A 21130-nucleotide genomic window follows, 5' to 3' on the forward strand; every position below is an offset into this window, starting at 1 on the left:
AAAATATGATTTTAAAACTAATTAAAAAACAACGAAAGCACAACACCGTATAAAATTAATTGCTAATGCAAGCTTACTTACGAAAATCCTCGCGTCCCGATAACTATCGGGATTCTATTCGGTTTGTATTTACTAAATTAGTTGCTGAGACACGCAACGAAATTATACATAAGACCGTTGCAGCTAATTAAAGAATGAACGAGATGACAAAAAATATAAAAGTAGCTGCTGCACAACTTTCACCTGTTTTCTTAAACAAAGAAAAAACGGTTGAAAAGGCCCGTGAAGCGATTTTAGAGGCCGGTGAAAACGGCGCTAACTTAATCGTTTTCCCAGAGGCTTTTATTTCTGGTTATCCAGATTGGGTATGGCTTATTCCAAATAGTAAAGGAGCTGATTTAAATGAGCTTTACTTAAAACTTGTTGAAAATGCTGTTTCTGTACCCGATGATTCTACGAAAAAGCTTTGTGAAGCGGCTAAAACAGCTGGGATTAATGTTGTTATTGGTATGCATGAACGTAATACTGAAACCAGTAGTGGAAGTTTATTTAATAGCTTACTTTTTATAGACGACAAAGGTTTAATTCTAGGTAAACATAGAAAGTTAATACCAACAGGCGGAGAACGTCTTATATGGTCGCAAGGAGATGGTAGCACTTTATGCTCTTATGATACTTCATCTGGAAAAATAGCAGGATTGATATGTTGGGAAAATTTCATGCCTTTAGCAAGAAATGCTATCTACGAATTTGGAACTCAAATATTGGCATCTCCAACTTGGGATAAAAGTCCAAACTGGATTCAATCCATGCAGCATATTGCACGAGAAGGTGGTCTTTTTGTAATAAGTACATGCATGGCTTTAAAAATGGATGATATTCCTGATCAGTATGAGTTTAAAAAACTTTACCCTGAAGGAAGAGAATGGATTAATGTCGGCAATAGTTCTATAATTGCACCAAATGGTAAAGTCATCGCTGGACCACTAGAAGCGAAAGAAGGCATATTATATGCAGATATTAATCTTCAAGACATTATTAAAGCAAAACGAATGTTTGATGTCGTTGGTCATTATTCAAGACCTGATGTTTTTAATTTCAAAGTAAATCAACTAAATGAAAACTAGCTACAACATAGTATTTAATTAATTGCTGGTACCAGCCTACTTACGAAAATCCTCACGTCCCGATAGCTATCGGGATACCATTTCGGTTTTTATTTGCTAAATTTCGTGCTTAATCAAGCAACTACTCATAGCCGAGACCGTTGGGCTTAAGTATGACCAGCCCAAAACAATTAGAAAAATTAACCATAAATATTCTTTGATGAGAAAAATATTACTTTTTATTTTATTCCAGGCAGTTCTACTACCAACCATTGCACAACATAATCATAGTGACCATTCTAAAGAAATAAATCATGTTATGGCATGTAGAAGTGGCGTAAATTATATTGAAAACCTTCCTGCACCAGAACTCATGATTGGTGTTGGATCTTCAACATTAAAAATAAAAACTTCGTCAGAACTTGCGCAAAAGTATTTTAGCCAAGGAGTTAGTCAATTACATTGTTTCTGGGACTTTGAGGCCTATAGATCATTTAAGGAGGCTATAAAGATTGATTCTACCGCAGTTATGCCATATTGGGGCATTCTTCACACAATTTTATTTATTGATAATGAAGAGTTTGATGAAGAGAAAAAAATAGCCGTAGAAAAACTTAAAGTATTAAGTAAAACCGCAGAAGAATATGAAGCCCTTTATAGCAAAGGAATTCTCGATTTTGTTGAAACTAAAAACCCAGAAGGTTATTTGAAACAGTTAGAAAATATCGTTCATCAATACCCACAAGATGTTGATGCAAAACTTTTTTTGGCCCTATTTAACATGTCTGGATATGATGAAAATATGGACCCCCGAAAAGGGACCATCTATAGTGAATATTTGTTACGAGACCTTCTTATTTCAAATCCAGAAAATCATGGTGTTCATCATTATTGGATCCATCAAATGGAAAACTGCTGTCCTGAGGAGGCTTTAGGAAGCGCAGATAAACTGGCAGATTTAGCTCCAGAATCAGGACACATTGTCCATATGCCGGGACACGTCTATTATAAATTAGGTGATTACAAAAAGGCACATGATCAATTCATTAAAGCTATGCAAGTAGACTCAACATATATGGCCAATCAAAATATTAAGGAGATTGATAACTGGAATTATATACACAATCTTAATTATTTGTTAGCCAATTGTGCTCAAGATGGGCGTTATAAAGAAGGTCTGCATTACGCAGAAAGGCTTGAAAAAATGGTCGCTGTTGCAGACAGAGTTGATATGCATCGAGGCGCCTACTTTTATCAAGGAATAATTACCCCCGCAATTATGGAAATGCGCTTTGGATTTTGGGATAAAGCTGTTGAAAAATTTGATAAAATAGTGGATTTAGATTCAATGTATGGAAGGCAAGCCATGGATTACAAAGCTGCGTTTTCTACTTTTTCTTCAGGAATGTCTGCTTTAAAAACCAATGACATTTCTAAGGCCAAATCAAAATTAGATCAACTGGATGCTTTGTTTTGGCGAAATTCACAACTAGAAAATGAAAAGGATAAAATCAATCAATTCCGATTGAAAACACTACTCGTTACTTCCATAGAACTAAAAGGAAATATTTTAATTGCCGAGAAAAAATATGATAAAGGAATAGAAGTCCTGAAAAAAGCTGTTAAAATGGAAAAAGATTTAGGTTATTCAGAACCTCCATATTACCCAAGACCGACCTTGTTAAGTTTAGCAGATGCATACGCTAAAAAAGGTGAGTATGAAAAAGCTGAATCTTGTTACGAAAAAATACTTGACAAACATCCAAATAGTTCTATAGCATATTGGGGACTAATGAAGATTTACAAAAAGATGAAAAAACCAGACAAATATGAAGGGATTAAATCAAAATTTGATCATATAACTCAATATGGTGATAAAGATATTTTTAAATAGGATTAACGAAGTCATATTTAAATCGAATATTAACAAATTAGACGAACACCGTCTATAATTTATTGCTAGCTCTAGCCTACTTACGAAAATCCTCGCGTCCCTATAGCTATCGGGATTCTATTCGGTTTGTATTTGTTAAATTAGGTGCTTAAAACACGCAACAAACCATATACAAACACGGTAAAACCAATTAAGCTAAATTTTTATGAATGAAAACTTAGTCAAACCAAATCGGATACTTTCAATTGATGTATTGAGAGGTTTTGATATGCTATTAATAATTTTTGCAGATCGATTTTTTATTAACCTAAATGAGGGTGCAGGGACTTCTTTTACTGAATCTTTAGCGAAACAATTTGATCATCCTGAATGGTTTGGTTCTACTTTCTATGATATTATAATGCCCTTATTCCTATTCGTTGTCGGTGCAGTAATTCCATTTTCTTTATCCAAAAGGATGCAAGAAAACACATCCATGACCTCTATTTATGGGAAGCTTATCAAGCGTTTTATCATACTTTTTATTCTTGGCTGGATTGTTCAGGGTAATTTATTGGCTCTTGATTCTGCACAGTTTCACATTTTCAGTAACACATTACAGGCCATAGCCGTTGGATACTTTTTTTCATGTATTGCGTATATCCACCTCAAAAGAAAATGGCTCTATTTTACTTTTGCCTCTTGCCTTATTATATATGCATTGATTCTAACAATTCCCTATGTTCCGGGTGTTGGAAAGAGTGTATTGCTGCCAGATCGTAATTTTGCTTTGTACTTTGATCATTTGGTTTTTGGAAAATTTGACGACGGCCTTCAGTATACCTGGCTACTTACCGGATTTGGATTTACAGCCACAACCTTGTCGGGAATCTTTGCAGGTGAATTAATTAAATCAAAACTCCCGCGAAAAAAAGTTGTGCTGTATTTATTTATTTCTGGCATAGTTGGATTGGTATTAGGATTGATCTGGGGAATATGGCATCCTATTGTAAAAAAATTATGGACAAGCTCATTTGTGCTGGCATCATCAGGAGTTTGTTATATTTTACTGGCTTTATTCTACTGGATTATTGATGTAAAAGGAAAAATTAAATGGTCATTTCCTTTAAAAGTAATTGGCATGAATGCTATCACAGCCTATGTACTTTCTCATGTTATTTATTTTCCTAAGATCGCAGACTTCTTATTATTTGGATTAGAGCAATATACAGGAGCGTATTATGGAATGATAATTACAACCGGAGGTTTTGGCCTTCTCTATTTGTTGTTATGGTATATGTATAAAAATAAAACTTTTATTAAAGTATAAAAACAAAAGGAATTTTATACGGCCTCTTTTGATTGGACTTTTACTGATTATGGACCAACATATGCCGCTTTTTCGAACAGTGGACTTGAAGGAGGATTTGAAAAAACGGAAAATGAAATTATAAATGGTGCATTAATTGTTTTATATCATAAAAATCTTGATTTGATAAAAAATAAAATTCTCGAGCTTGGTGGTAAAACCACAAAAAATATTTTTTCTTTTCCGGGTGGTCGCAGATTTCACTTTGTTGACCCCTCTGAAAATGAACTAGCAGTTTGGTCGGACAAATAATAGCATCAAATAATAGCCAGTTTACTCCGCACAAGTATTTCAAACTTGCGCTTTTTTCATACATTTATTCCAGCTCAAAAGTATCGATTTGTAAAACGCTATTTTTAACACACAAAACCATTAGCTATAAACAAAAAAGAATATGAAACTATCCATTTATGCAGTTCTTTTATTATTAATTGTAAAAGTACAAGCCCAGGAAGCACTGACCTATCAAAAACCATCAAAGGAAATTCTTGACCTTGTAGATGTGCCTTTAGCCCCGTCAGTACTTGTTGACGATAACAAGGAATTTATGATTTTCCTATATCGGGATACCTTTAAAAGTATCGAAGAAATATCTCAAGAAGAATTGAGATTGGGCGGGTTAAGAATTAATCCGAAAACCAATATTGGAAGCAGGGTGACTTATTATAATAATTTAAAAATAAAACCTCTCCTAACTAATGAATCGGAGCTAGTTCAAGTAAGTGGACTACCATCAGAACCAAAATTAGCCAACTTCACGTACTCTCCTGATCAGAAGAAGATGGCATTCACAAATACAACATATTCAGGAGTAGAAGTCTGGGTAGTCGATGTCATAAAACAGGCGGCGAAAAAACTAACCGAACCTAGGGTAAATGCCAACCTTCGTGATGTGATAAACTGGTTTGAGGATGGTAATGCAATCCTGGTGAAAATGATTTCTCCGGACAGGCTGGAACTTATTGAAACAAAGAACGCGGTACCTACCGGCCCTACAATCTCTGTGAATGACGGAAAAAAAGCACAAAACAGAACGTATCAGGATTTATTAAAAAATAAAAATGATGAGCATAATTTTGAACAACTTGCTTTATCAGAGCTTTACAAAGTTACATTGGATGGGAAAAGTGAAAAATGGCTTGAAGGTGCTATGTATAATAATATAATGTTTTCCCCGGATGGAGAATACGTCATGGTGACAACTGTTGAAAAACCATTTTCATACCTTGTGCCTTATCGCAGATTTCCTTCTAAAACCGTTATCTATTCGAAGGATGGACAAAAGGTTGAGACAGTTTTAGAGGTTCCTTTGATTGAAGATCTGCCAAAGGGTTTCATGGCTGTCCGTCAAGGGAAAAGAAGATTTAGCTGGAGGAATGACATGCCTGCAAGCCTGGTTTACGCCGAAGCTCTGGATGGAGGCGATCCTGAAAAAGAAGCCTTATACAGGGATGAAATTTTTCAACTAAATGCCCCGTTCAACGGAGAATCCAAGAGTCTGATGAAAACCGTCAACAGATATGACAGTGCGGTATGGGGAGATGAAGATACAGCACTTATTATTGATGACTGGTGGAATACCAGAAATACCAAGACTTATTTATTCAATCCTTCTGATTCTTCTGTCGAACCTAAAATTATTTTTGATAGAAATTATCAGGATAGATACAGTGATCCAGGAGATTTTGTGACAAAGAGAAACAAAATGGGGAGCGATGTCCTGGCATTAAAAGGTAGTTATGCCTTCCTTAATGGTGCAGGGTATTCTGAAAAAGGACAGTTCCCGTTTATTGATAAGATCAACCTTAAATCACTTAAAACGAGCCGACTTTATCAATCAGAATATACAGACAAACTTGAAAACCTTAACAATTATGACGTTGAAAAAAGTGAACTTTTAGTACGCATAGAATCACCTGATGAGTACCCTAATTATTTTATTAGAGATTTGAAGAAAAATAAGCTTGTGCAGCTGACAGACTTTGACAATCCTTTTAAAAGTATACAGGGAATCCATAAAGAAGTAATAACTTATAAAAGGGATGATGGCTTAGAGCTTTCGGGCACTTTATATCTTCCCGTAGGCTACAATAAGGAGAAAAAAGAAAAAATGCCTATGATTTTATGGGCTTATCCCCGCGAATTTAAAGATCAGTCAAGCGCCTCACAGAAGACTTCAAACCCAAATAAATTTACATTTCCTTACTACGGATCACCCATTTTTTGGGTGACCAAAGGTTATGTTGTGCTAGATGGCGCTTCATTTCCCATAGTAGGGGAAGGTGATGATCAACCAAATGATACTTTTCGGACGCAATTAGTGGCAAATGCTAAAGCCGCTATTGATGCAGTAGATGTACTGGGTTATATTGACAGGACACGTGTTGCGGTCGGAGGTCATAGTTATGGTGCATTTATGGTAGCTAACCTGCTTTCCCATTCCAATCTTTTCGCTGCAGGAATTGCAAGGAGTGGTGCTTACAATAGAACCCTGACCCCTTTTGGATTTCAAAGTGAAGAAAGAAACTATTGGGAAGCTCCGGAAGTTTATTATACTATGTCTCCGTTTATGCATGCCGATAAAATGAAGACACCTTTACTTATGACCCATGGTGAAGCAGATAATAATTCAGGAACCTATCCTATGCAAAGTATCCGATATTTTAATGCACTTAAAGGGTTAGGTGCTCAGGTAAGGTTGGTTATGTTGCCAAACGAAAGTCATGGATATCGGGCAAAGGAAACTATTCTGCATCTGCTTTGGGAGCAGGATCAATGGCTGGAGAAATATGTAAAGAACAAACCTCCCGGTAATGCTAAAAAAACGGAATTGAAATGATCAACGCTATAGGTTGTTTTCTGACATAACACGGCTAATTGAAAATCAGTAATATTCATAAAATATTTTAAGTTCTTCGAAAGAGCGGGCTCCGCGTGAAGCAGATAAATTTGTTATTAAAAAAGATGAAATTTGGCCTTATAAAAAATAATGTACAAAGAATTCGAAACAGAAAGAGTACTTATTAAACCTACCTCTGAATTTGATGCGGAGTTTATTTATAAACTTATGAATACGCCAAAGTTTATTCAATATATTGGAGATAGAGAAATAAAATCAGTTGTAGGCGCAAAAGACTATATTAAAACCAAAATGTTGCCACAACTCCAAAGACTTGGATATTCTAACTATACCATTTTTCAAAAGTCAGACAATATAAAAATAGGAACTTGTGGACTTTATGACAGGGAAGGACTCGATGGTATCGATATAGGGTTTGCTTTCCTCCCCCAATATGAAGGTCAGGGTTTTGCGTATGAAGCTGCAAATAGATTGAAAGAAGCTGCTTTTGAAGAATTTGAAATTGAAGAAATAAAGGCAATTACATCAAAAGAAAATATTTTATCACAACGCCTTTTGGAAAAATTGGGATTAGAAATGGTAGATATTATTACATTACCCAATGAAGACGAGGAACTGCTATTGTATAAAATTCAGAAAAAATAACTAATCTATTTAAGCCTGTGTGATAGCAACAGTCATCTGTTTATGCTCCGGTAGCCAAAAAGAAAAAGTAACTATTGAGATCAAGAGAAATAAAATTAAGAGCACTACACTTGTCCGACATATCGCAATTGGCAAAACTTGCCAACAATAAGAATATATGGGATAATTTAAGAGATTCTTTTCCTTATCCCTATAGCGAAGGTGATGCCGAGTTATTTATAAACTTAACTATAAAAGAAAACCCAAAACAAAATTTCGCTATAGAATACGCCGGCGATCTCTGTGGGGTAATAGGATTAATCCTTCAAAACGATGTATACAGTAAATCAGCTGAAATTCGTTATTGGATTGGAGAACCCTTTTGGGGAAAAAGAATAGCAACAACAGCTATTAAATTAATTACTAGTTATGGATTTGCGGACTTAAAACTGATTAGAATTTATGCAGGGGTGTTTGATTTTAATATCGCGTCTATGAAAGCACTTGAAAATAACGGATATAAAAAAGAAGGTGTTTTTAAAAATACAGTATATAAGAATGATAAAATTTTTGATGAGCACAGGTATTTTAAATTAAATCTATGTTAGGGTTAACTCAGAACACCATTTTGTGCTAAAAATAGCAGTATTAAACCTGAATAAGCTTGCTAAACTGCTATAAACTGCAGGTTTTCCCAACATCGGATAGGGGAATACAGCCCAGGTATTCTCCCGGAATAGGATCGTAATTCAGCACATTTTTTCCAATTTCTTCTGAGGAAAAATAACCCCATAAGGCTAGCGATTTAATTGTACGATAAAACCCAACCGGTTTTTGTTCGCCTACCGCTGTTCCCCAGACTTTGCCATTGTATTTCCCAGATGCCGATTCTTCTTCTTTTAAAAATTCTTCTCGATCCTGAACACTTAATTCTGAGAATATGCTGCCGAATTTCTCTTCACAAGTTGTATTAAACTGCTCCATTTGAGCAATCATTGTTTGTTGAGCGGTTTTATTAAACAATTTAGCAAATACCACGTCAATAAATAAATCTACTTTCATATCCAACGCCCCGGGAGTTTCTGTTTTTGGTAATACAGTGTCCACTAATGTTGAGATTAATTCCGCCTGATTTACGGTTAAAAATATGGGCTCCCAACTCAGTCGCGGTTTCTTCTGGCAAGACTGTAATAGCGAAAAAAGTGAAGGAACCAGGGCCGCAGACCCTGCCGCCATGGCTGTTTTTTTTAATGCTGCTCTTCTGTCCATAATCTTAAAGGTTTTTCTTTTTGAGTTCAGAAATTGCGTGATTCGCTGCCCGCGCAGTGAGGGCCATATAAGTTAAAGATGGGTTAACACATGAAGATGAAGTCATGCAGGCACCATCTGTAACAAAAACATTCTTTGCAGCATGGATTTGATTTGTTCCATTCAATATCGAAGTACGGGGATCACGACCCATGCGGGCGGTACCCATTTCGTGAATTCCATAACCCGGTTCATGCTCATTATCAAATCCCACAATATCTTTTACTCCTGCTTTCTCCAGCATTTCTACTGCATCAGACTTAATCTGCCTGTTAATTGCTTTTTCATTTTCTTTGAACTCACAATCAATAGCTAATGTAGGCTGACCCCATTTGTCAACATTCTCCTTATCTAACATAACCTTATTCTCATGATAAGGCAGGCATTCTGCAAATCCGGTAATAAAGAATTCCCATGGGCCCGGCTTCATCAGGCTATCTTTAAAATCTGCTCCAAACTGTTCCTGGTTGGCCCCGGCACTCCAATTACCACGGCCACCTCCACCCTGATAACCAAAGCCTCGTACAAACTTATCTGTTTTCGTTTCTTCATCAATGTTTACATAACGCGGGATATAAATTCCGTTTGGTCTTCTGCCTTTGTAATATTTGTCTTCATAGCCCTCAACCCTGCCCATAGCACCCACTCTATAGGTATGATCCATTAAGTTATGACCCAATTCACCACTGTCATTTCCAAGGCCATTTTCAAACCTGTCGGAAGTGGAATTCAACAAAATCTGAGTAGTGCTTAAGGAAGAGGCATTACAAAAAATAATTTTTGCATAAAACTCTATATACTCATTGGTCTCTGCGTCTATAATTCTGACCCCTGTAGCTTTTCCTTTTTTGTCATCATAAATAATGGAATTAACTATGGAGTAAGGCCTGATAGTAAGATTACCGGTTACATTAGCGGCCGGAAGAGTCACGGCATTACTGCTAAAGTATGCGCCATATGGGCATCCCCTATCACATCTGTTTCTAAACTGGCATTGGCCGCGACCATTCAAAGGTTCTGTAAGGTGCGCTGCCCGGCCAATAGTCATAACGCGTCCGGGAAATTCTTTTTCTATTCTGCTTTTTATATCCTTTTCAACGCAATTGAGTTCCATAGGAGGCAGAAAATGGCTGTCGGGTAGTTGTGGCAAACCAAGTGCCTGACCACTAATCCCTGCAAATTTTTCAACATAGGTATACCATGATTCTACATCCTTATATCGCAAGGGCCAGTCAACCCCATGACCATCTTTGGCATTGGCTTCAAAATCGAGATCACTCCACCTATAACACTGCTTGCCCCAAAGCAAAGAACGCCCACCCATCTGGTGCCCACGAACCCAGAGGAAGGGTTTCACTTCCGTATAGGGATTCTCTTCGTCATTTGCATAAAAATGCTCATTATTTGCGCCGACAAAACCCGCCCGTGCGCCTATCGCGTGTTTTTTAAGATCCTCTGGTCCAAGGGCTCCCCGGAGTTCCAAATCCCAGGGGTCCTTATTCATAGTAGGGTAGTCTACCACGTGCTCAACAATTCTTCCCCGTTCCAATACCAAAGTTTTTAAACCGCCTTCACAAAGCTCTTTAGCAGCCCAGCCCCCGCTTATTCCCGATCCTATAACTATGGCGTCATAGGTCATATTCTTTTTTGCATCTATATTATAGTTGGCCATAAATTATTGTGATTTTCAAGATTTGAATTTAATGAAATATAAGTGAGTGGTGAAAAATATGCTTTGAAAATTTAACAATACGACTACTTTGAGCACACCACAGATTTTATTGCATCCTTTTAATGCGGCAAACAATATTTTAATAATTACATTTTCGTTTGTTGCAATGGAGAATAAATGATTCATCAATATTAAAGTTTTATTAACTTCGGTTTACTAAAACCGTAAAATCAGAAACAGCAAATCAGTAATTTCAAATACCCTAAAAAACATGAAAAAAAAGAACACCATCTCAAACCTAATTAAACTTCTTACTCCCTTATTTGTTATTGCCTTAATAGTTCAAAGTTGCGATCAGGCACCCAAGGAGGCTGAAAAAGTACAAATTGTTGAAGTTGAAGAGCCTGAATATTTTCTGCTCCGTCCGGAAACTGAAAAAGCCTATGGATATTCCCATGCCGTGAAAATTGGTAACGATATCAAAATATCTGGTGCCGTAAGTATGGATAATGACGGTAATCCAACCGCCGTAGGTGATTTTGAACAACAAATGAAAAATTGCTATGCAGACCTGGATAAGATATTAAAGCATTACGGCTGCACTTTTGACGATGTAGTTGTTGAAAATGTATTTACGACCAATATGTCTTTATTTCTGGAACATGCCGCCTACAGGAATACCATTTATACCAAGCAATTTCCTACGGGTTCCTGGCTTGGGGTTAAGGAATTGGCATTACCTGAATTTATGATAGAAATTGAATTGGAAGTGCATAAAACGGAATAGCTCATTTAAATGAACTTAAATCAAATTACCGTTCCATCAGTGGATTTGACTAAATCTATTCTCTTCTATCAAAAGATGGGATTAAAACTAATCGTTAAGGCCTTACCACATTACGCAAGATTTGAATGTCCTGACGGGGATAGTACTTTTTCCATACACCAAACCGAGAAACTGCCTTCCGGAGAGGGTATATATGTTTATTTTGAATGTGAAGACCTGGATACGCACGTAGGTAAGTTACTTACTAAAGGAATTGAATTTCATGAATTACCGAATGATAAACCCTGGTTATGGAGGGAAGCAAGATTAAAAGATCCGGATGGTAATTTGGTAATACTATATTACGGCGGAGTGAACAGGAAGAATCCGCCCTGGAAAATTTAAAAAATTGAATTTGGCTAAGTACTGGTTCAGCCACATTATTCACTTTTTTTTAGTTCGTAATATTTTTCTATTTTTAAAAACTCCCTCGAAGACAGCAACTCCCCTCTAGCTGGTCATATTAGCTTTTTTTTAAGTGAGATTTTTTTTGATGTTTATTAATCAACCTGTTTTATATTCAAAATAATCTAAGATATCATCCTATGAAATTCCTCTTTTATATTACCCTGGCACTTATTTCTTCCAGTATACTTTATGCTCAAGAAACAAAAAATAAGGCGGCTCCTTTTGTAAGAGTATATGACCGGAATGGCGAAAAAATATCCAAAGGCAGAATTGTTAGTGTAACTGACACCTCCCTGATAACTGTTCCCAGGGAAAAACCTGTAAATATTGGAGTGAGCAAAATTGGTTTTATAAAAACAAAACGATCTGTCGGGAATAATGTCCTTTGGGGAGCGGCGATAGGAGCTGGTACCGGCGCAATTTTGGGGTTAGCATCTGGCGGTGAAGGTGAATATTGGGGGAAAGGTGAGGGTGCTGCTGGTTTTGGACTAATTTTTGGAGTTATGGGTGCAGGAATAGGAGGAATCACGGCAATTTTTAAAAAGTCAAATACTTATCCTATTGATGGCGAATCAATAAAATGGAGAGCGTTCAAAGATGATTTAATTAAGTAACTAAAGGCATCTGCTTAGTTCAAGTGCTGATCAATTCTTCTTTAAATCCTGGGTTATTTTTTTAAACGCGTTTAAAATTATGCCCGTATCAACAGCATATGAGATATATTGAACGCCTATTTCCGCCCACTTTTTTGCATCTTCTGCAGTTTCCACAAAAGTACCAACTACCTTACCGCTTTTTCTGGCCAGCGCCACAGCTTCTTCCATGCGTTTTACCACTTTTTCATGGTGCACCTGCCCGGGAACACCGCAGGATTGCGACAAGTCATAGGGTCCTAAAAAAATAACATCAATACCGTCATAGGTGAGAATAGTCGGTAAATTCTCCAAACCTGCAACACCTTCGATATGTATAATAGTTAATATGCTTTCATTAGATTTCCCAAAATGCTCTTCCTTTTCAATGGCTGTGTATTCTCCAGCCCTTACATAGCGGCACATCCCACGTTCTCCCTTAGGATGAAACATTGCAGATTTCACTACCTTCCCTGCATCCTTGGCTGTAGATATCTGAGGAACCTGAATGCATCTTGCTCCCACATCCAATACACGCAGAATTGAGGTCTCACTATTTTCTGTAACCCTAACCACCGCTGAGATGCCTCTGGCTTCTGCCGCTCTTAGCATTTGCTGAACGGTTTCTACACTATATGGCCCATGCTCCATATCAATAATTACAAAATCAAAGCCTGCCAATGCCGCTAGTTCAACAATCGTTGGGTCCAGGATTTTACAGAAGGGCCCAAATACAGTTTTGCCTTCTTCTAATGACTTTTTCAAAATATTGACTTTCATGTTTTTTATTGGTTTAATATTCTATATGTTCTGCGAGTATAATTGAATACCATATTCTTAATTACAACCAGAGCTTTGGGTTGTATAATAAGGGGAAAAATTTACCTTGCATTTTGCTTCCTTTGGGAATTATTGGAACCCCTGTCAAGAGTTCATCATCCGTATTGCTCACGGTACCATCTGCAAACACATTGATCACAAATGCCCGCCTGCTCATTTCAGATTTGTTTTCATAAGAACCATGAACCATCAAAGGATGGTGGAAAGTTCCATAACCCTTTTTCAGTTCTATGGCAACCGGTTTAAATTCCTTTTTTTGCTCTTCAGTGAGATATTCCATTAATCCGTTCATATCGCCCGCAAGAGAAGGTGCATCAAGCAATCCCCATTTATGACTTTTTGGAACATAGTGCAAACAGCCATTTTCAATTGTTGCATCATCCAGGCCTGTCCAGCAGGTTAAATGTTGCATGGCCACTGTGCGCGTCCAATACGAATAGTCCTGATGCCAGGCTACTACACCTCCGTGTTTAGCGGGTTTATAAAATAATTGATCATGCCAGAATCTGACCGGCTTATTTTCCAACAATTGATGTGCAGCCATAACAAATGCGGGATTCCAGAGAATATCGTGAAAACCGCTGGCAATGCGCCATTGTCCCAAAGAATGAAATAAAACCGAATCAGAATCCTCTGATTCATTGCTGTGAAATTCATAGAACAGATGGTGAGCAGGATGTTTGGGATCTATAACCTCAGCTAATTGGTGACGTAAGACTTCAATCTGATCAGCTTCCAATAATTTAATTCCCGACAAATACCCATATTCATGAAAATGAGCTACCTGTTCATCGGTCAATCTGTATTGATCCCATTCTTCGCGCGACTTTGGTTGTTTAAAAAGGTCGGATACCAATTCATGATAATCCGCCAGGTCTTTTATTGCTGCCATATCTAAAATTCTAATGGTTATTTCGTAATCAAATTCATAGAACTAATTTTAAGTTACAAATAGTTTTAGTTATTTGATAAACTTATTAAAAAACCGCAAACTGTCTTTTATGTGTTTTTGCCAATAGTCCCATTCGTGCCCCCCGGCAAATTCCTCATATTCATGGGCTATTTGGGCCTCATTTAATTGATCGTGCAGAAGACGGTTTTGACTAATCAGTAAATCTTCGGTCCCACAATCAAATCTTAAATGGGGTAGATGTTTTTTTCTACTAAGTGCCAACTCTAAAACGGATTCGTCCTGCTTGTTAATCTGCTCGTAATCTTTGATAGATTCCTCTACAAACAAAGACATTTGCTCCAATTCGGTAATTGACGAATGCGCAGATACTGCCTTAAATTTATCCGAGTATTTGATTCCTAAACGCAGCGCCCCGAAACCGCCCATAGAGAGCCCGGAAATATATAGCTCGGATTTCTCACTAACCGAAGCTACGTTATCAATAACCACTTTGGGAACATCTTCCACAATCCACTTTTCAAAATCCAAACCATTGTGCGGCAGATACCCCGAGCCATCGCCCCAAAGTCCGTCGGAGGGCATGGCTATCACCATTGGCTCTATTTCATTTTTTTGAATCATATCCCATGCGGTAAGGTGCACACCCGCCTTTTGCGACCACACCCAGGCACTGCCATATACCCCATGAAGGAGGACCACCAACGGAATGTCTTTCAGGCCTTCTACAGGAGGAACAAAAAGACAAATATCACCCCGACCTTTTAAGTTTTTGGTTTTTACCGTAATAAAACTTAGATGATTGCTTTCAAACGCCGGGTTCGATTTTTCAATAGTTCTGAACATCTTTAAAATTAATCAAATAGAATAACACCTTTGGCATTTCTTCCTGCCAACATATCGTCAAAGGCTTCTTGCAAATGGTCCAAATCGTAGGTTTGGGATATCATTTCGTCAAGCCTTAATTCACCAAATTCATAATGTTCAATGATTTTTAGAAAATCTATCTGAGGGTTACATCCGCCATATAAAGGGTTTATATAAATTTTATCCCATTCAAATAAATTCATGTCTATGGTAATTTCCTCCTCAATTCCACTTACCTGGACCGCCGTGCCGGCATTCCTGACCATCGCCAGGGGTGCTGCTCCGAGCTCCGGAACCGCAGTGCATTCAAAAGCATAATCTGCTCCCCTACCTTCGGTTAGTAACTTTACAGCTTCAGCCGCCTTCAATAAGCCCTTATCTTCTTTACTGGAAAGAATAAGGTCAGTTGCGCCAAACTCTTTGGCCATAGCCAATCTTTGTTCATTTATATCTATTGCGACAATCATGGAAGCTTTACTCAGTTTTGCTCCCTGAATAACGCTTAAACCAACCCCACCCGTGCCTAAAACCACGACAGAACTATTGGGTTTTACTTTTGCAGAATTTATAACAGATCCATATCCGGTCATTACGCCACAACTGATTATACTGGCTGATGCAAAAGACATTTTTTCGGCTGTATTTTTTACAACTGCTGATGCCTTAACAAGTGTATATTCGGATAAAGTCCCAATATTAAAAGAGCGCTCAATAGGTTTGTCTTTCCATAAGGTCCCTTCCAAATGTGCATGTCCATTGGTATATCCATTGGCACCTGCCACAACAGGGGAATTATTTTCACAAATGTGCAGATTACCTAAATTACACTGGAAACAATTATAACATGGAGTAGCCCAATTCAAAATAACTGAGTCGCCCACATGAAGACCTTTAACATCCATGCCGATCGCCTTAACAACGCCGGCCCCCTCATGACCTAATATCAGAGGTTTTCCCCAATTTAATGAATCATAATCTGTGTGGCACAAAGCAGCTGCCTTAATAGCTACCAATACTTCATCCGCCCGTGGTTCATTAACCACGATATTTTCAATAGTGAAATTGCCATTTCCCATTGCAATGGCCGCTTTGCATTTTACAGGCATTTAGATGTTGTGCATTACGTTAATAAAGGGTTTTAGCTTAAATTATTTACTAAAAAAATACTTAGTGAAAGCTCAGATAAGGAAAATTACCGGTCTCCTCAAAGTTCGTTTAAAGTCTTAAATTACAAAAATGTTGAGTTCATCTTCAGTTATATTTGGTTTATATAACTTTATAAGGCAAATAAAATAATTATTTAATTTTTTTGAATTAGTTTAGTAAAGATCGTTCCTAAGAGTGTGTCCTTTAAAAATTAGAAGAGCTATTGATGAAGTATATTGTTTGTGAAAAACCTGGTCAGTTTAAGCTCAGAGAAAAAAGAAAACCTCAAAAAGTGGAAGGACAGGCTATTCTTGGTATAAAGAAAATTGGGATTTGCGGAACCGATTTGCATGCGTATAAAGGTAACCAGGCATTTTTTACCTACCCCAGGGTGCTAGGCCACGAACTGGCCGCTGAAGTAATAGAAATAGAAGAAAATAAGCAAAATATCAAAGCAGGTGATAAAGTAATTGTAATGCCTTATATCAGTTGTGGACAATGCATTGCCTGTAAAAATGGAAAAACCAATTGTTGTACTGAACTTAAGGTACTTGGTGTACATACGGATGGCGGGATGCAGGAGCAGATTTCGGTGCCAATAAACCTTTTGATCCCGGCAAACAAATTAACTTATGCTGAGATGGCAATTGCGGAACCATTGGCTATTGGAGCTCATGCCATCAGAAGGGCTCAAATTCTGCCCAATGAGTATATTGTTGTCGTGGGTTGCGGCCCAATTGGAATAGGCATCATGAAATTTGCACAGATCGAAGGCGCAAAGGTAATTGCAATAGATGTAGATTGTGGAAGATTAAAGTACGCTAAAGATAAAATTGATATTGATCATAGCGTTTTGGCTGGTGATGCAGCAGTGGAAATCATCGCAGAAATTACTAAGGGTGAGATGGCTACTGCCGTCTTTGATGCCACTGGTAATAAGGAGGCCCTGCAGAAAGGATTAAATTATATGGCCAATGGTGGCCGCTATATTCTGGTTGGTTTATCTAAGGCGAAGGTTGAATTTGAGCATCCGGCTATACACGCAAAAGAAGCCACAATAATGTGTAGCAGAAATGCTACCTTGGAAGACTTTGAATATGTAATAGACATTTTAAAAATGGGTAAATTTCCTGTGGATTCTTTCATAACTCATAATGTGAGCTTTGACGAAATGATTCATCAGTTCGATAGTTGGTTAGACCCGACAAACGGCGTGATAAAGGCAACGGTTAATTTTTAAGATAATAAAAACGATTTTTTGAATGAAAAAAGTAGTGACTTTTGGGGAAATTATGTTACGTCTGGCACCTCCGGGATTTTTACGGTTTTCCCAAACAAATTCTTTTGATATAATATATGGCGGAGGTGAGTCTAATGTTGCCGTATCATTAGCCAATTATGGTATTCCGGTTAGTTTTGTAACACGTTTGCCAAAGAATGATATCGGAGAATGCGCTTTGATGGAAATGCGTAAAAGAGGTGTTGGGGTAGATGACATTATTTTTGGTGGAGACCGGTTAGGTATATATTTTCTTGAAACAGGCGCAGTATCAAGGGGAAGTAAAGTAATTTATGACAGAGCTCATTCGTCCATCGCCGAAATTAAATCGGGTATGATCGATTGGGAAAAGGTCTTTGAAGGAGCAGGATGGTTTCACTGGACAGGCATCACACCAGCCATTTCACAGGGAGCAGCCGATGTATGTCTTGAAGCTGTACAAAAAGCCAGTGAAATGGGGATAACCGTATCCACCGACCTGAATTATAGAGCGAAGCTCTGGAAGTACGGAGTTGAACCCGAGGAAATCATGACCGAGCTTACCTCCTATTGTGATATTATTTTAGGAAATGAAGAAGATGCTGAAAAACATTTTGGAATTAAACCCGAAGGTCTGGACATTACTACACAGGGACATGATGTAAAGGCCGAAGCGTTCCTCTCGGTCTGCCAACAAATGATGGAAAAGTTTCCCCGGGCAAAAAAAGTGATCACAACACTTAGGGGCTCACTTTCTGCTTCACACAATACCTGGGCCGGCGTAATGTATGATGGAAAGACTTTGTTTGAATCACCGCAATATCAAATAACCCATATCGTGGATAGAGTTGGCGGAGGAGATTCTTTTATGGGGGGTTTGATCTATGGATTATTAACCTACCCCGAAGATGATCAGAATGCTTTAAATTTTGCAGTGGCGGCATCCTGTTTAAAACACACGATAAAGGGAGATGCAAATTTGGTAACGGTGGAAGAGGTCCAAAAATTGATGGGCGGTGATGCCTCAGGCAGAGTAGCTAGATAATTATTTAATAACGTACAATGGCAAAATATTCAAGATTAGAAGTGGCAATGGCGATGCGAGAAAGCGGGATGATACCCTTGTTCTTTCATTCAGATGTAGAATTAGGCAAAAAAGTACTAAGAGCCTGCTATTCGGGTGGTGCAAGACTGCTGGAATTTACTTCCAGAGGTGATTTTGCACATGAAGTATTTGCCGAACTCAACAAATTTGCACTAGCCGAACTACCAGGAATGATAATGGGTGTTGGATCAATAACAGATGCGGGGGCAGCCTCTTTGTATATGCAGCTAGGAGCCAATTTTATTGTCACGCCTGTTCTTCGGGAAGACATTGCACTAGCCTGCAACCGGAGAAAAGTACTTTGGTCTCCCGGTTGCGGTTCTCTTACAGAAATAGCCAGAGCAGAGGAACTGGGTTGTGAAATAGTAAAGCTATTCCCGGGATCTACCTATGGACCGGGTTTTGTAAAAGCAATTAAAGGTCCATCTCCATGGACAGATGTTATGCCCACCGGAGGTGTCAGCACAGAAGAATCTAACCTCAGGGGGTGGTTCGAAGCCGGAGTCACCTGTGTGGGGATGGGATCTAAATTGATATCTAAGGAAATTCTCGCGCAAAAAGATTTCAAAAAGTTGGAAGAAGATGTAAGAAAGACACTGGATATAATTAAATCAGTCAGGAGCTAATTAACCAAAAGATATGTTCAAAAAATATGTTCAAATAGATCCCAGGGATAATATTATCGTAGCTATTACAGACCTTGAAGAAGGAACCGCGATAGATATCAATGGTGAGAACATTATTTTACGGGAAAATATCAGGGCAAAACACAAATTCGCCTTACATAATTTTAGTATGGATGATGAGATCTATATGTATGGTGTCCTGATTGGAAAGGCTATCATGCCAATACATAGCGGTTGTGCGATAACCATTGATAATGTTAAACATGCATCCTCAGCATATAATAACACAAAAGAAAACTTTAAATGGATAGCACCGGATGTTTCAAACTTTAAAGAAAGAACATTTATGGGGTATCACAGAGAAGATGGCAGTGTTGGTACTGCCAACTATTGGTTAATTATTCCCATGGTATTCTGTGAAAACCGGAATGTAGATGTCCTGGAAGCAGCCCTGTCTGAAGCTTTAGGGTATATAACCAAAAAGGATTTTGCCGTCGATACCCAGGCATTGATAAATAAGTATAATTCGGGGGCGAGTGAAGAAGAAATATACGCCACGTCTATCATTCATACCAAAGATGAAATATCTAAAAACAGAGTGTTTCCTAATGTAGATGGAATAAAATTTTTAAAACATGACGGGGGTTGTGGCGGAGTCCGTCAGGATTCTGAAGCACTATGTAATCTTTTAGCCGGGTATATTACAAATTCAAATGTAGCCGGAGCCACAGTATTAAGTTTGGGTTGCCAGAACGCAGAAGTTGAAATTCTGCAAAAATCGATTCAACAAAAGGACCCAAACTTTTCAAAACCCGTAGTTTACCTGCGGCAGCAAAATAGCAGAAGTGAACGTGAATTTATTGAAGAGGCCGTAAAACGAACGTTTATAGGATTAACAAAGGCAAATAAATTGGAAAGAAAGCCAGCCCCATTGAAGAATTTAGTTTTAGGACTGGAATGCGGTGGGTCTGACGGGTTTTCGGGAATTTCAGCCAATCCGGCATTGGGCTACGCTTCAGATTTATTAGTCGCATTAGGAGGTACCACGGTACTTTCAGAATTTCCGGAATTAAATGGAGTTGAGCAAGAACTTATAAATAGATGTGAGACCGATGAAGCAGCAAAAAAATTTGCAGCGCTTATGGATTCTTATTCCGCAGCAGCTAAAGCTGTGGGTTCTGCTTTTGAGAACAATCCGTCACCAGGTAATATTAAGGATGGCCTTATTACAGACGCTATGAAATCTGCCGGGGCAGCGAAAAAAGGAGGAACTTCGCCAGTTGTTGATGTGTTAGATTATACCGAAAAAATTACAAGACCCGGATTAAACCTCTTGTGTACCCCCGGAAATGATGTGGAAAGCACAACCGGACTGGCTGGTTCGGGATGCAATATTATAGTGTTTACAACTGGTTTGGGGACGCCAACAGGAAATCCAATAGCCCCTGTTTTAAAGCTCTCAAGTAACACCCATTTGTATGAAAAAATGAAGGATATCATAGATATTAACGCAGGTACCGTAATAAGTGGCGAAGATAGTATTGAAAGTATGGGAGAAAAAATCCTGGAGTATTTGATTGCGACTGCGAGTGGGGAACTTGTGGCGAAAGCTGTGATCAAAGGACAGAACGATTTTATTCCATGGAAAAGAGGCATCTCATTATAAGCCTGAAAAAACTGCCTAAGCAGCTCAAGAAACT

General features: G+C 38.1%; 19 protein-coding genes. 13 read left to right on the forward strand and 6 right to left on the reverse strand.

From position 1 onward, the window contains the following. The first annotated feature begins 203 nt into the window (after positions 1-203). The 6 genes from Q0874_RS00360 to Q0874_RS00385 all read left to right on the forward strand — a co-directional run bounded on the left by Q0874_RS00360 (position 204) and on the right by Q0874_RS00385 (position 8440). Positions 204-1127: a carbon-nitrogen hydrolase family protein gene (locus Q0874_RS00360; protein ID WP_299157952.1), complete on the forward strand. Its 924-nt coding sequence runs from the start codon at positions 204-206 to the stop codon at positions 1125-1127. Positions 1128-1326: 199 nt separating this feature from the next. Continuing rightward, on the forward strand, positions 1327-3000 hold the full coding sequence (locus Q0874_RS00365; protein ID WP_299157955.1) for a tetratricopeptide repeat protein: 1674 nt from the start codon (positions 1327-1329) through the stop codon (positions 2998-3000). 205 nt (positions 3001-3205) lie between these two features. Further along, complete coding sequence (locus Q0874_RS00370) at positions 3206-4309, forward strand: DUF5009 domain-containing protein (protein ID WP_299157958.1); 1104 nt, start codon at positions 3206-3208, stop codon at positions 4307-4309. Between the two features lie 433 nt (positions 4310-4742). Next, positions 4743-7187: a prolyl oligopeptidase family serine peptidase gene (locus Q0874_RS00375; RefSeq protein WP_299157960.1), complete on the forward strand. Its 2445-nt coding sequence runs from the start codon at positions 4743-4745 to the stop codon at positions 7185-7187. 150 nt (positions 7188-7337) lie between these two features. Beyond that, positions 7338-7853 carry a GNAT family N-acetyltransferase gene (locus tag Q0874_RS00380; RefSeq protein ID WP_299157963.1) on the forward strand — a complete coding sequence of 172 codons (516 nt, stop codon included), beginning with the start codon at positions 7338-7340 and terminating at the stop codon, positions 7851-7853. A gap of 74 nt (positions 7854-7927) precedes the next feature. Next, entirely contained in the window at positions 7928-8440 is a 513-nt protein-coding gene (locus Q0874_RS00385; protein WP_299157965.1) for a GNAT family protein, read from the forward strand. A gap of 67 nt (positions 8441-8507) precedes the next feature. Here the strand turns inward: Q0874_RS00385 and Q0874_RS00390 are convergent, their stop codons facing one another. Both Q0874_RS00390 and Q0874_RS00395 read right to left on the reverse strand, forming a co-directional pair. After that, positions 8508-9101, reverse strand: a complete 594-nt coding sequence (locus Q0874_RS00390) for a gluconate 2-dehydrogenase subunit 3 family protein (RefSeq protein WP_299157968.1) — start codon at positions 9099-9101, stop codon at positions 8508-8510. 4 nt (positions 9102-9105) lie between these two features. After that, on the reverse strand, positions 9106-10812 hold the full coding sequence (locus Q0874_RS00395; protein WP_299157971.1) for a GMC oxidoreductase: 1707 nt from the start codon (positions 10810-10812) through the stop codon (positions 9106-9108). A 271-nt stretch (positions 10813-11083) separates the two neighbouring features. Between Q0874_RS00395 and Q0874_RS00400 the strand changes: the two genes are divergently transcribed. The 3 genes from Q0874_RS00400 to Q0874_RS00410 all read left to right on the forward strand — a co-directional run bounded on the left by Q0874_RS00400 (position 11084) and on the right by Q0874_RS00410 (position 12660). Next, positions 11084-11599, forward strand: a complete 516-nt coding sequence (locus tag Q0874_RS00400; protein WP_299157974.1) for a RidA family protein — start codon at positions 11084-11086, stop codon at positions 11597-11599. A gap of 9 nt (positions 11600-11608) precedes the next feature. Continuing rightward, positions 11609-11983 (forward strand): VOC family protein, encoded by a 375-nt coding sequence (locus tag Q0874_RS00405; protein ID WP_299157977.1) that lies wholly within the window; start codon positions 11609-11611, stop codon positions 11981-11983. Between the two features lie 200 nt (positions 11984-12183). Beyond that, entirely contained in the window at positions 12184-12660 is a 477-nt protein-coding gene (locus Q0874_RS00410; RefSeq protein ID WP_299157979.1) for a hypothetical protein, read from the forward strand. A gap of 30 nt (positions 12661-12690) precedes the next feature. Here Q0874_RS00410 and Q0874_RS00415 read toward each other — a convergent pair whose 3' ends face one another. From Q0874_RS00415 to Q0874_RS00430, 4 genes are all read right to left on the reverse strand, one after another. Beyond that, on the reverse strand, positions 12691-13458 hold the full coding sequence (locus Q0874_RS00415) for an aldolase/citrate lyase family protein (protein ID WP_299157981.1): 768 nt from the start codon (positions 13456-13458) through the stop codon (positions 12691-12693). Between the two features lie 61 nt (positions 13459-13519). Further along, complete coding sequence (locus Q0874_RS00420; protein WP_299157983.1) at positions 13520-14410, reverse strand: phytanoyl-CoA dioxygenase family protein; 891 nt, start codon at positions 14408-14410, stop codon at positions 13520-13522. Between the two features lie 69 nt (positions 14411-14479). After that, on the reverse strand, positions 14480-15274 hold the full coding sequence (locus Q0874_RS00425) for an alpha/beta hydrolase-fold protein (RefSeq protein WP_299157986.1): 795 nt from the start codon (positions 15272-15274) through the stop codon (positions 14480-14482). 8 nt (positions 15275-15282) lie between these two features. Then, a complete protein-coding gene (locus Q0874_RS00430; RefSeq protein WP_299157988.1) occupies positions 15283-16401 on the reverse strand; it encodes an alcohol dehydrogenase catalytic domain-containing protein in 1119 nt (372 codons plus the stop codon). 266 nt (positions 16402-16667) lie between these two features. On the opposite strand from Q0874_RS00430, the gene Q0874_RS00435 reads away from it, so the two are divergent. Genes Q0874_RS00435 through Q0874_RS00450 form a run of 4 tightly spaced genes read left to right on the forward strand, consistent with a single transcriptional unit; the run spans position 16668 to position 21096 of the window. Next, positions 16668-17681, forward strand: a complete 1014-nt coding sequence (locus Q0874_RS00435) for a zinc-binding alcohol dehydrogenase family protein (protein ID WP_299157991.1) — start codon at positions 16668-16670, stop codon at positions 17679-17681. Positions 17682-17703: 22 nt separating this feature from the next. Then, positions 17704-18744 (forward strand): sugar kinase, encoded by a 1041-nt coding sequence (locus Q0874_RS00440; protein ID WP_299157993.1) that lies wholly within the window; start codon positions 17704-17706, stop codon positions 18742-18744. 17 nt (positions 18745-18761) lie between these two features. Next, positions 18762-19430, forward strand: coding sequence for a bifunctional 4-hydroxy-2-oxoglutarate aldolase/2-dehydro-3-deoxy-phosphogluconate aldolase (locus Q0874_RS00445; protein ID WP_299157996.1), 669 nt, complete (start codon positions 18762-18764; stop codon positions 19428-19430). Between the two features lie 13 nt (positions 19431-19443). Next, positions 19444-21096, forward strand: a complete 1653-nt coding sequence (locus Q0874_RS00450) for a UxaA family hydrolase (RefSeq protein WP_299157999.1) — start codon at positions 19444-19446, stop codon at positions 21094-21096. Positions 21097-21130: the final 34 nt, after the last annotated feature.

The sequence above is a fragment of the uncultured Eudoraea sp. genome, from assembly GCF_947490415.1.
Classification (GTDB): Bacteria; Bacteroidota; Bacteroidia; order Flavobacteriales; family Flavobacteriaceae; genus Eudoraea.

Coding starts and splice junctions, on each gene's coding strand:
- Q0874_RS00420 (WP_299157983.1), bottom strand. CDS start 14,410: ATGGCAGCAATAAAAGACCTGGCGGATTATCATGAATTGGTATCCGAC.
- Q0874_RS00395 (WP_299157971.1), bottom strand. CDS start 10,812: ATGGCCAACTATAATATAGATGCAAAAAAGAATATGACCTATGACGCC.
- Q0874_RS00365 (WP_299157955.1), top strand. CDS start 1,327: ATGAGAAAAATATTACTTTTTATTTTATTCCAGGCAGTTCTACTACCA.
- Q0874_RS00410 (WP_299157979.1), top strand. CDS start 12,184: ATGAAATTCCTCTTTTATATTACCCTGGCACTTATTTCTTCCAGTATA.
- Q0874_RS00380 (WP_299157963.1), top strand. CDS start 7,338: ATGTACAAAGAATTCGAAACAGAAAGAGTACTTATTAAACCTACCTCT.
- Q0874_RS00435 (WP_299157991.1), top strand. CDS start 16,668: ATGAAGTATATTGTTTGTGAAAAACCTGGTCAGTTTAAGCTCAGAGAA.
- Q0874_RS00405 (WP_299157977.1), top strand. CDS start 11,609: ATGAACTTAAATCAAATTACCGTTCCATCAGTGGATTTGACTAAATCT.
- Q0874_RS00440 (WP_299157993.1), top strand. CDS start 17,704: ATGAAAAAAGTAGTGACTTTTGGGGAAATTATGTTACGTCTGGCACCT.
- Q0874_RS00375 (WP_299157960.1), top strand. CDS start 4,743: ATGAAACTATCCATTTATGCAGTTCTTTTATTATTAATTGTAAAAGTA.
- Q0874_RS00370 (WP_299157958.1), top strand. CDS start 3,206: ATGAATGAAAACTTAGTCAAACCAAATCGGATACTTTCAATTGATGTA.
- Q0874_RS00360 (WP_299157952.1), top strand. CDS start 204: ATGACAAAAAATATAAAAGTAGCTGCTGCACAACTTTCACCTGTTTTC.
- Q0874_RS00390 (WP_299157968.1), bottom strand. CDS start 9,101: ATGGACAGAAGAGCAGCATTAAAAAAAACAGCCATGGCGGCAGGGTCT.
- Q0874_RS00430 (WP_299157988.1), bottom strand. CDS start 16,401: ATGCCTGTAAAATGCAAAGCGGCCATTGCAATGGGAAATGGCAATTTC.
- Q0874_RS00445 (WP_299157996.1), top strand. CDS start 18,762: ATGGCAAAATATTCAAGATTAGAAGTGGCAATGGCGATGCGAGAAAGC.
- Q0874_RS00400 (WP_299157974.1), top strand. CDS start 11,084: ATGAAAAAAAAGAACACCATCTCAAACCTAATTAAACTTCTTACTCCC.
- Q0874_RS00450 (WP_299157999.1), top strand. CDS start 19,444: ATGTTCAAAAAATATGTTCAAATAGATCCCAGGGATAATATTATCGTA.
- Q0874_RS00415 (WP_299157981.1), bottom strand. CDS start 13,458: ATGAAAGTCAATATTTTGAAAAAGTCATTAGAAGAAGGCAAAACTGTA.
- Q0874_RS00425 (WP_299157986.1), bottom strand. CDS start 15,274: ATGTTCAGAACTATTGAAAAATCGAACCCGGCGTTTGAAAGCAATCAT.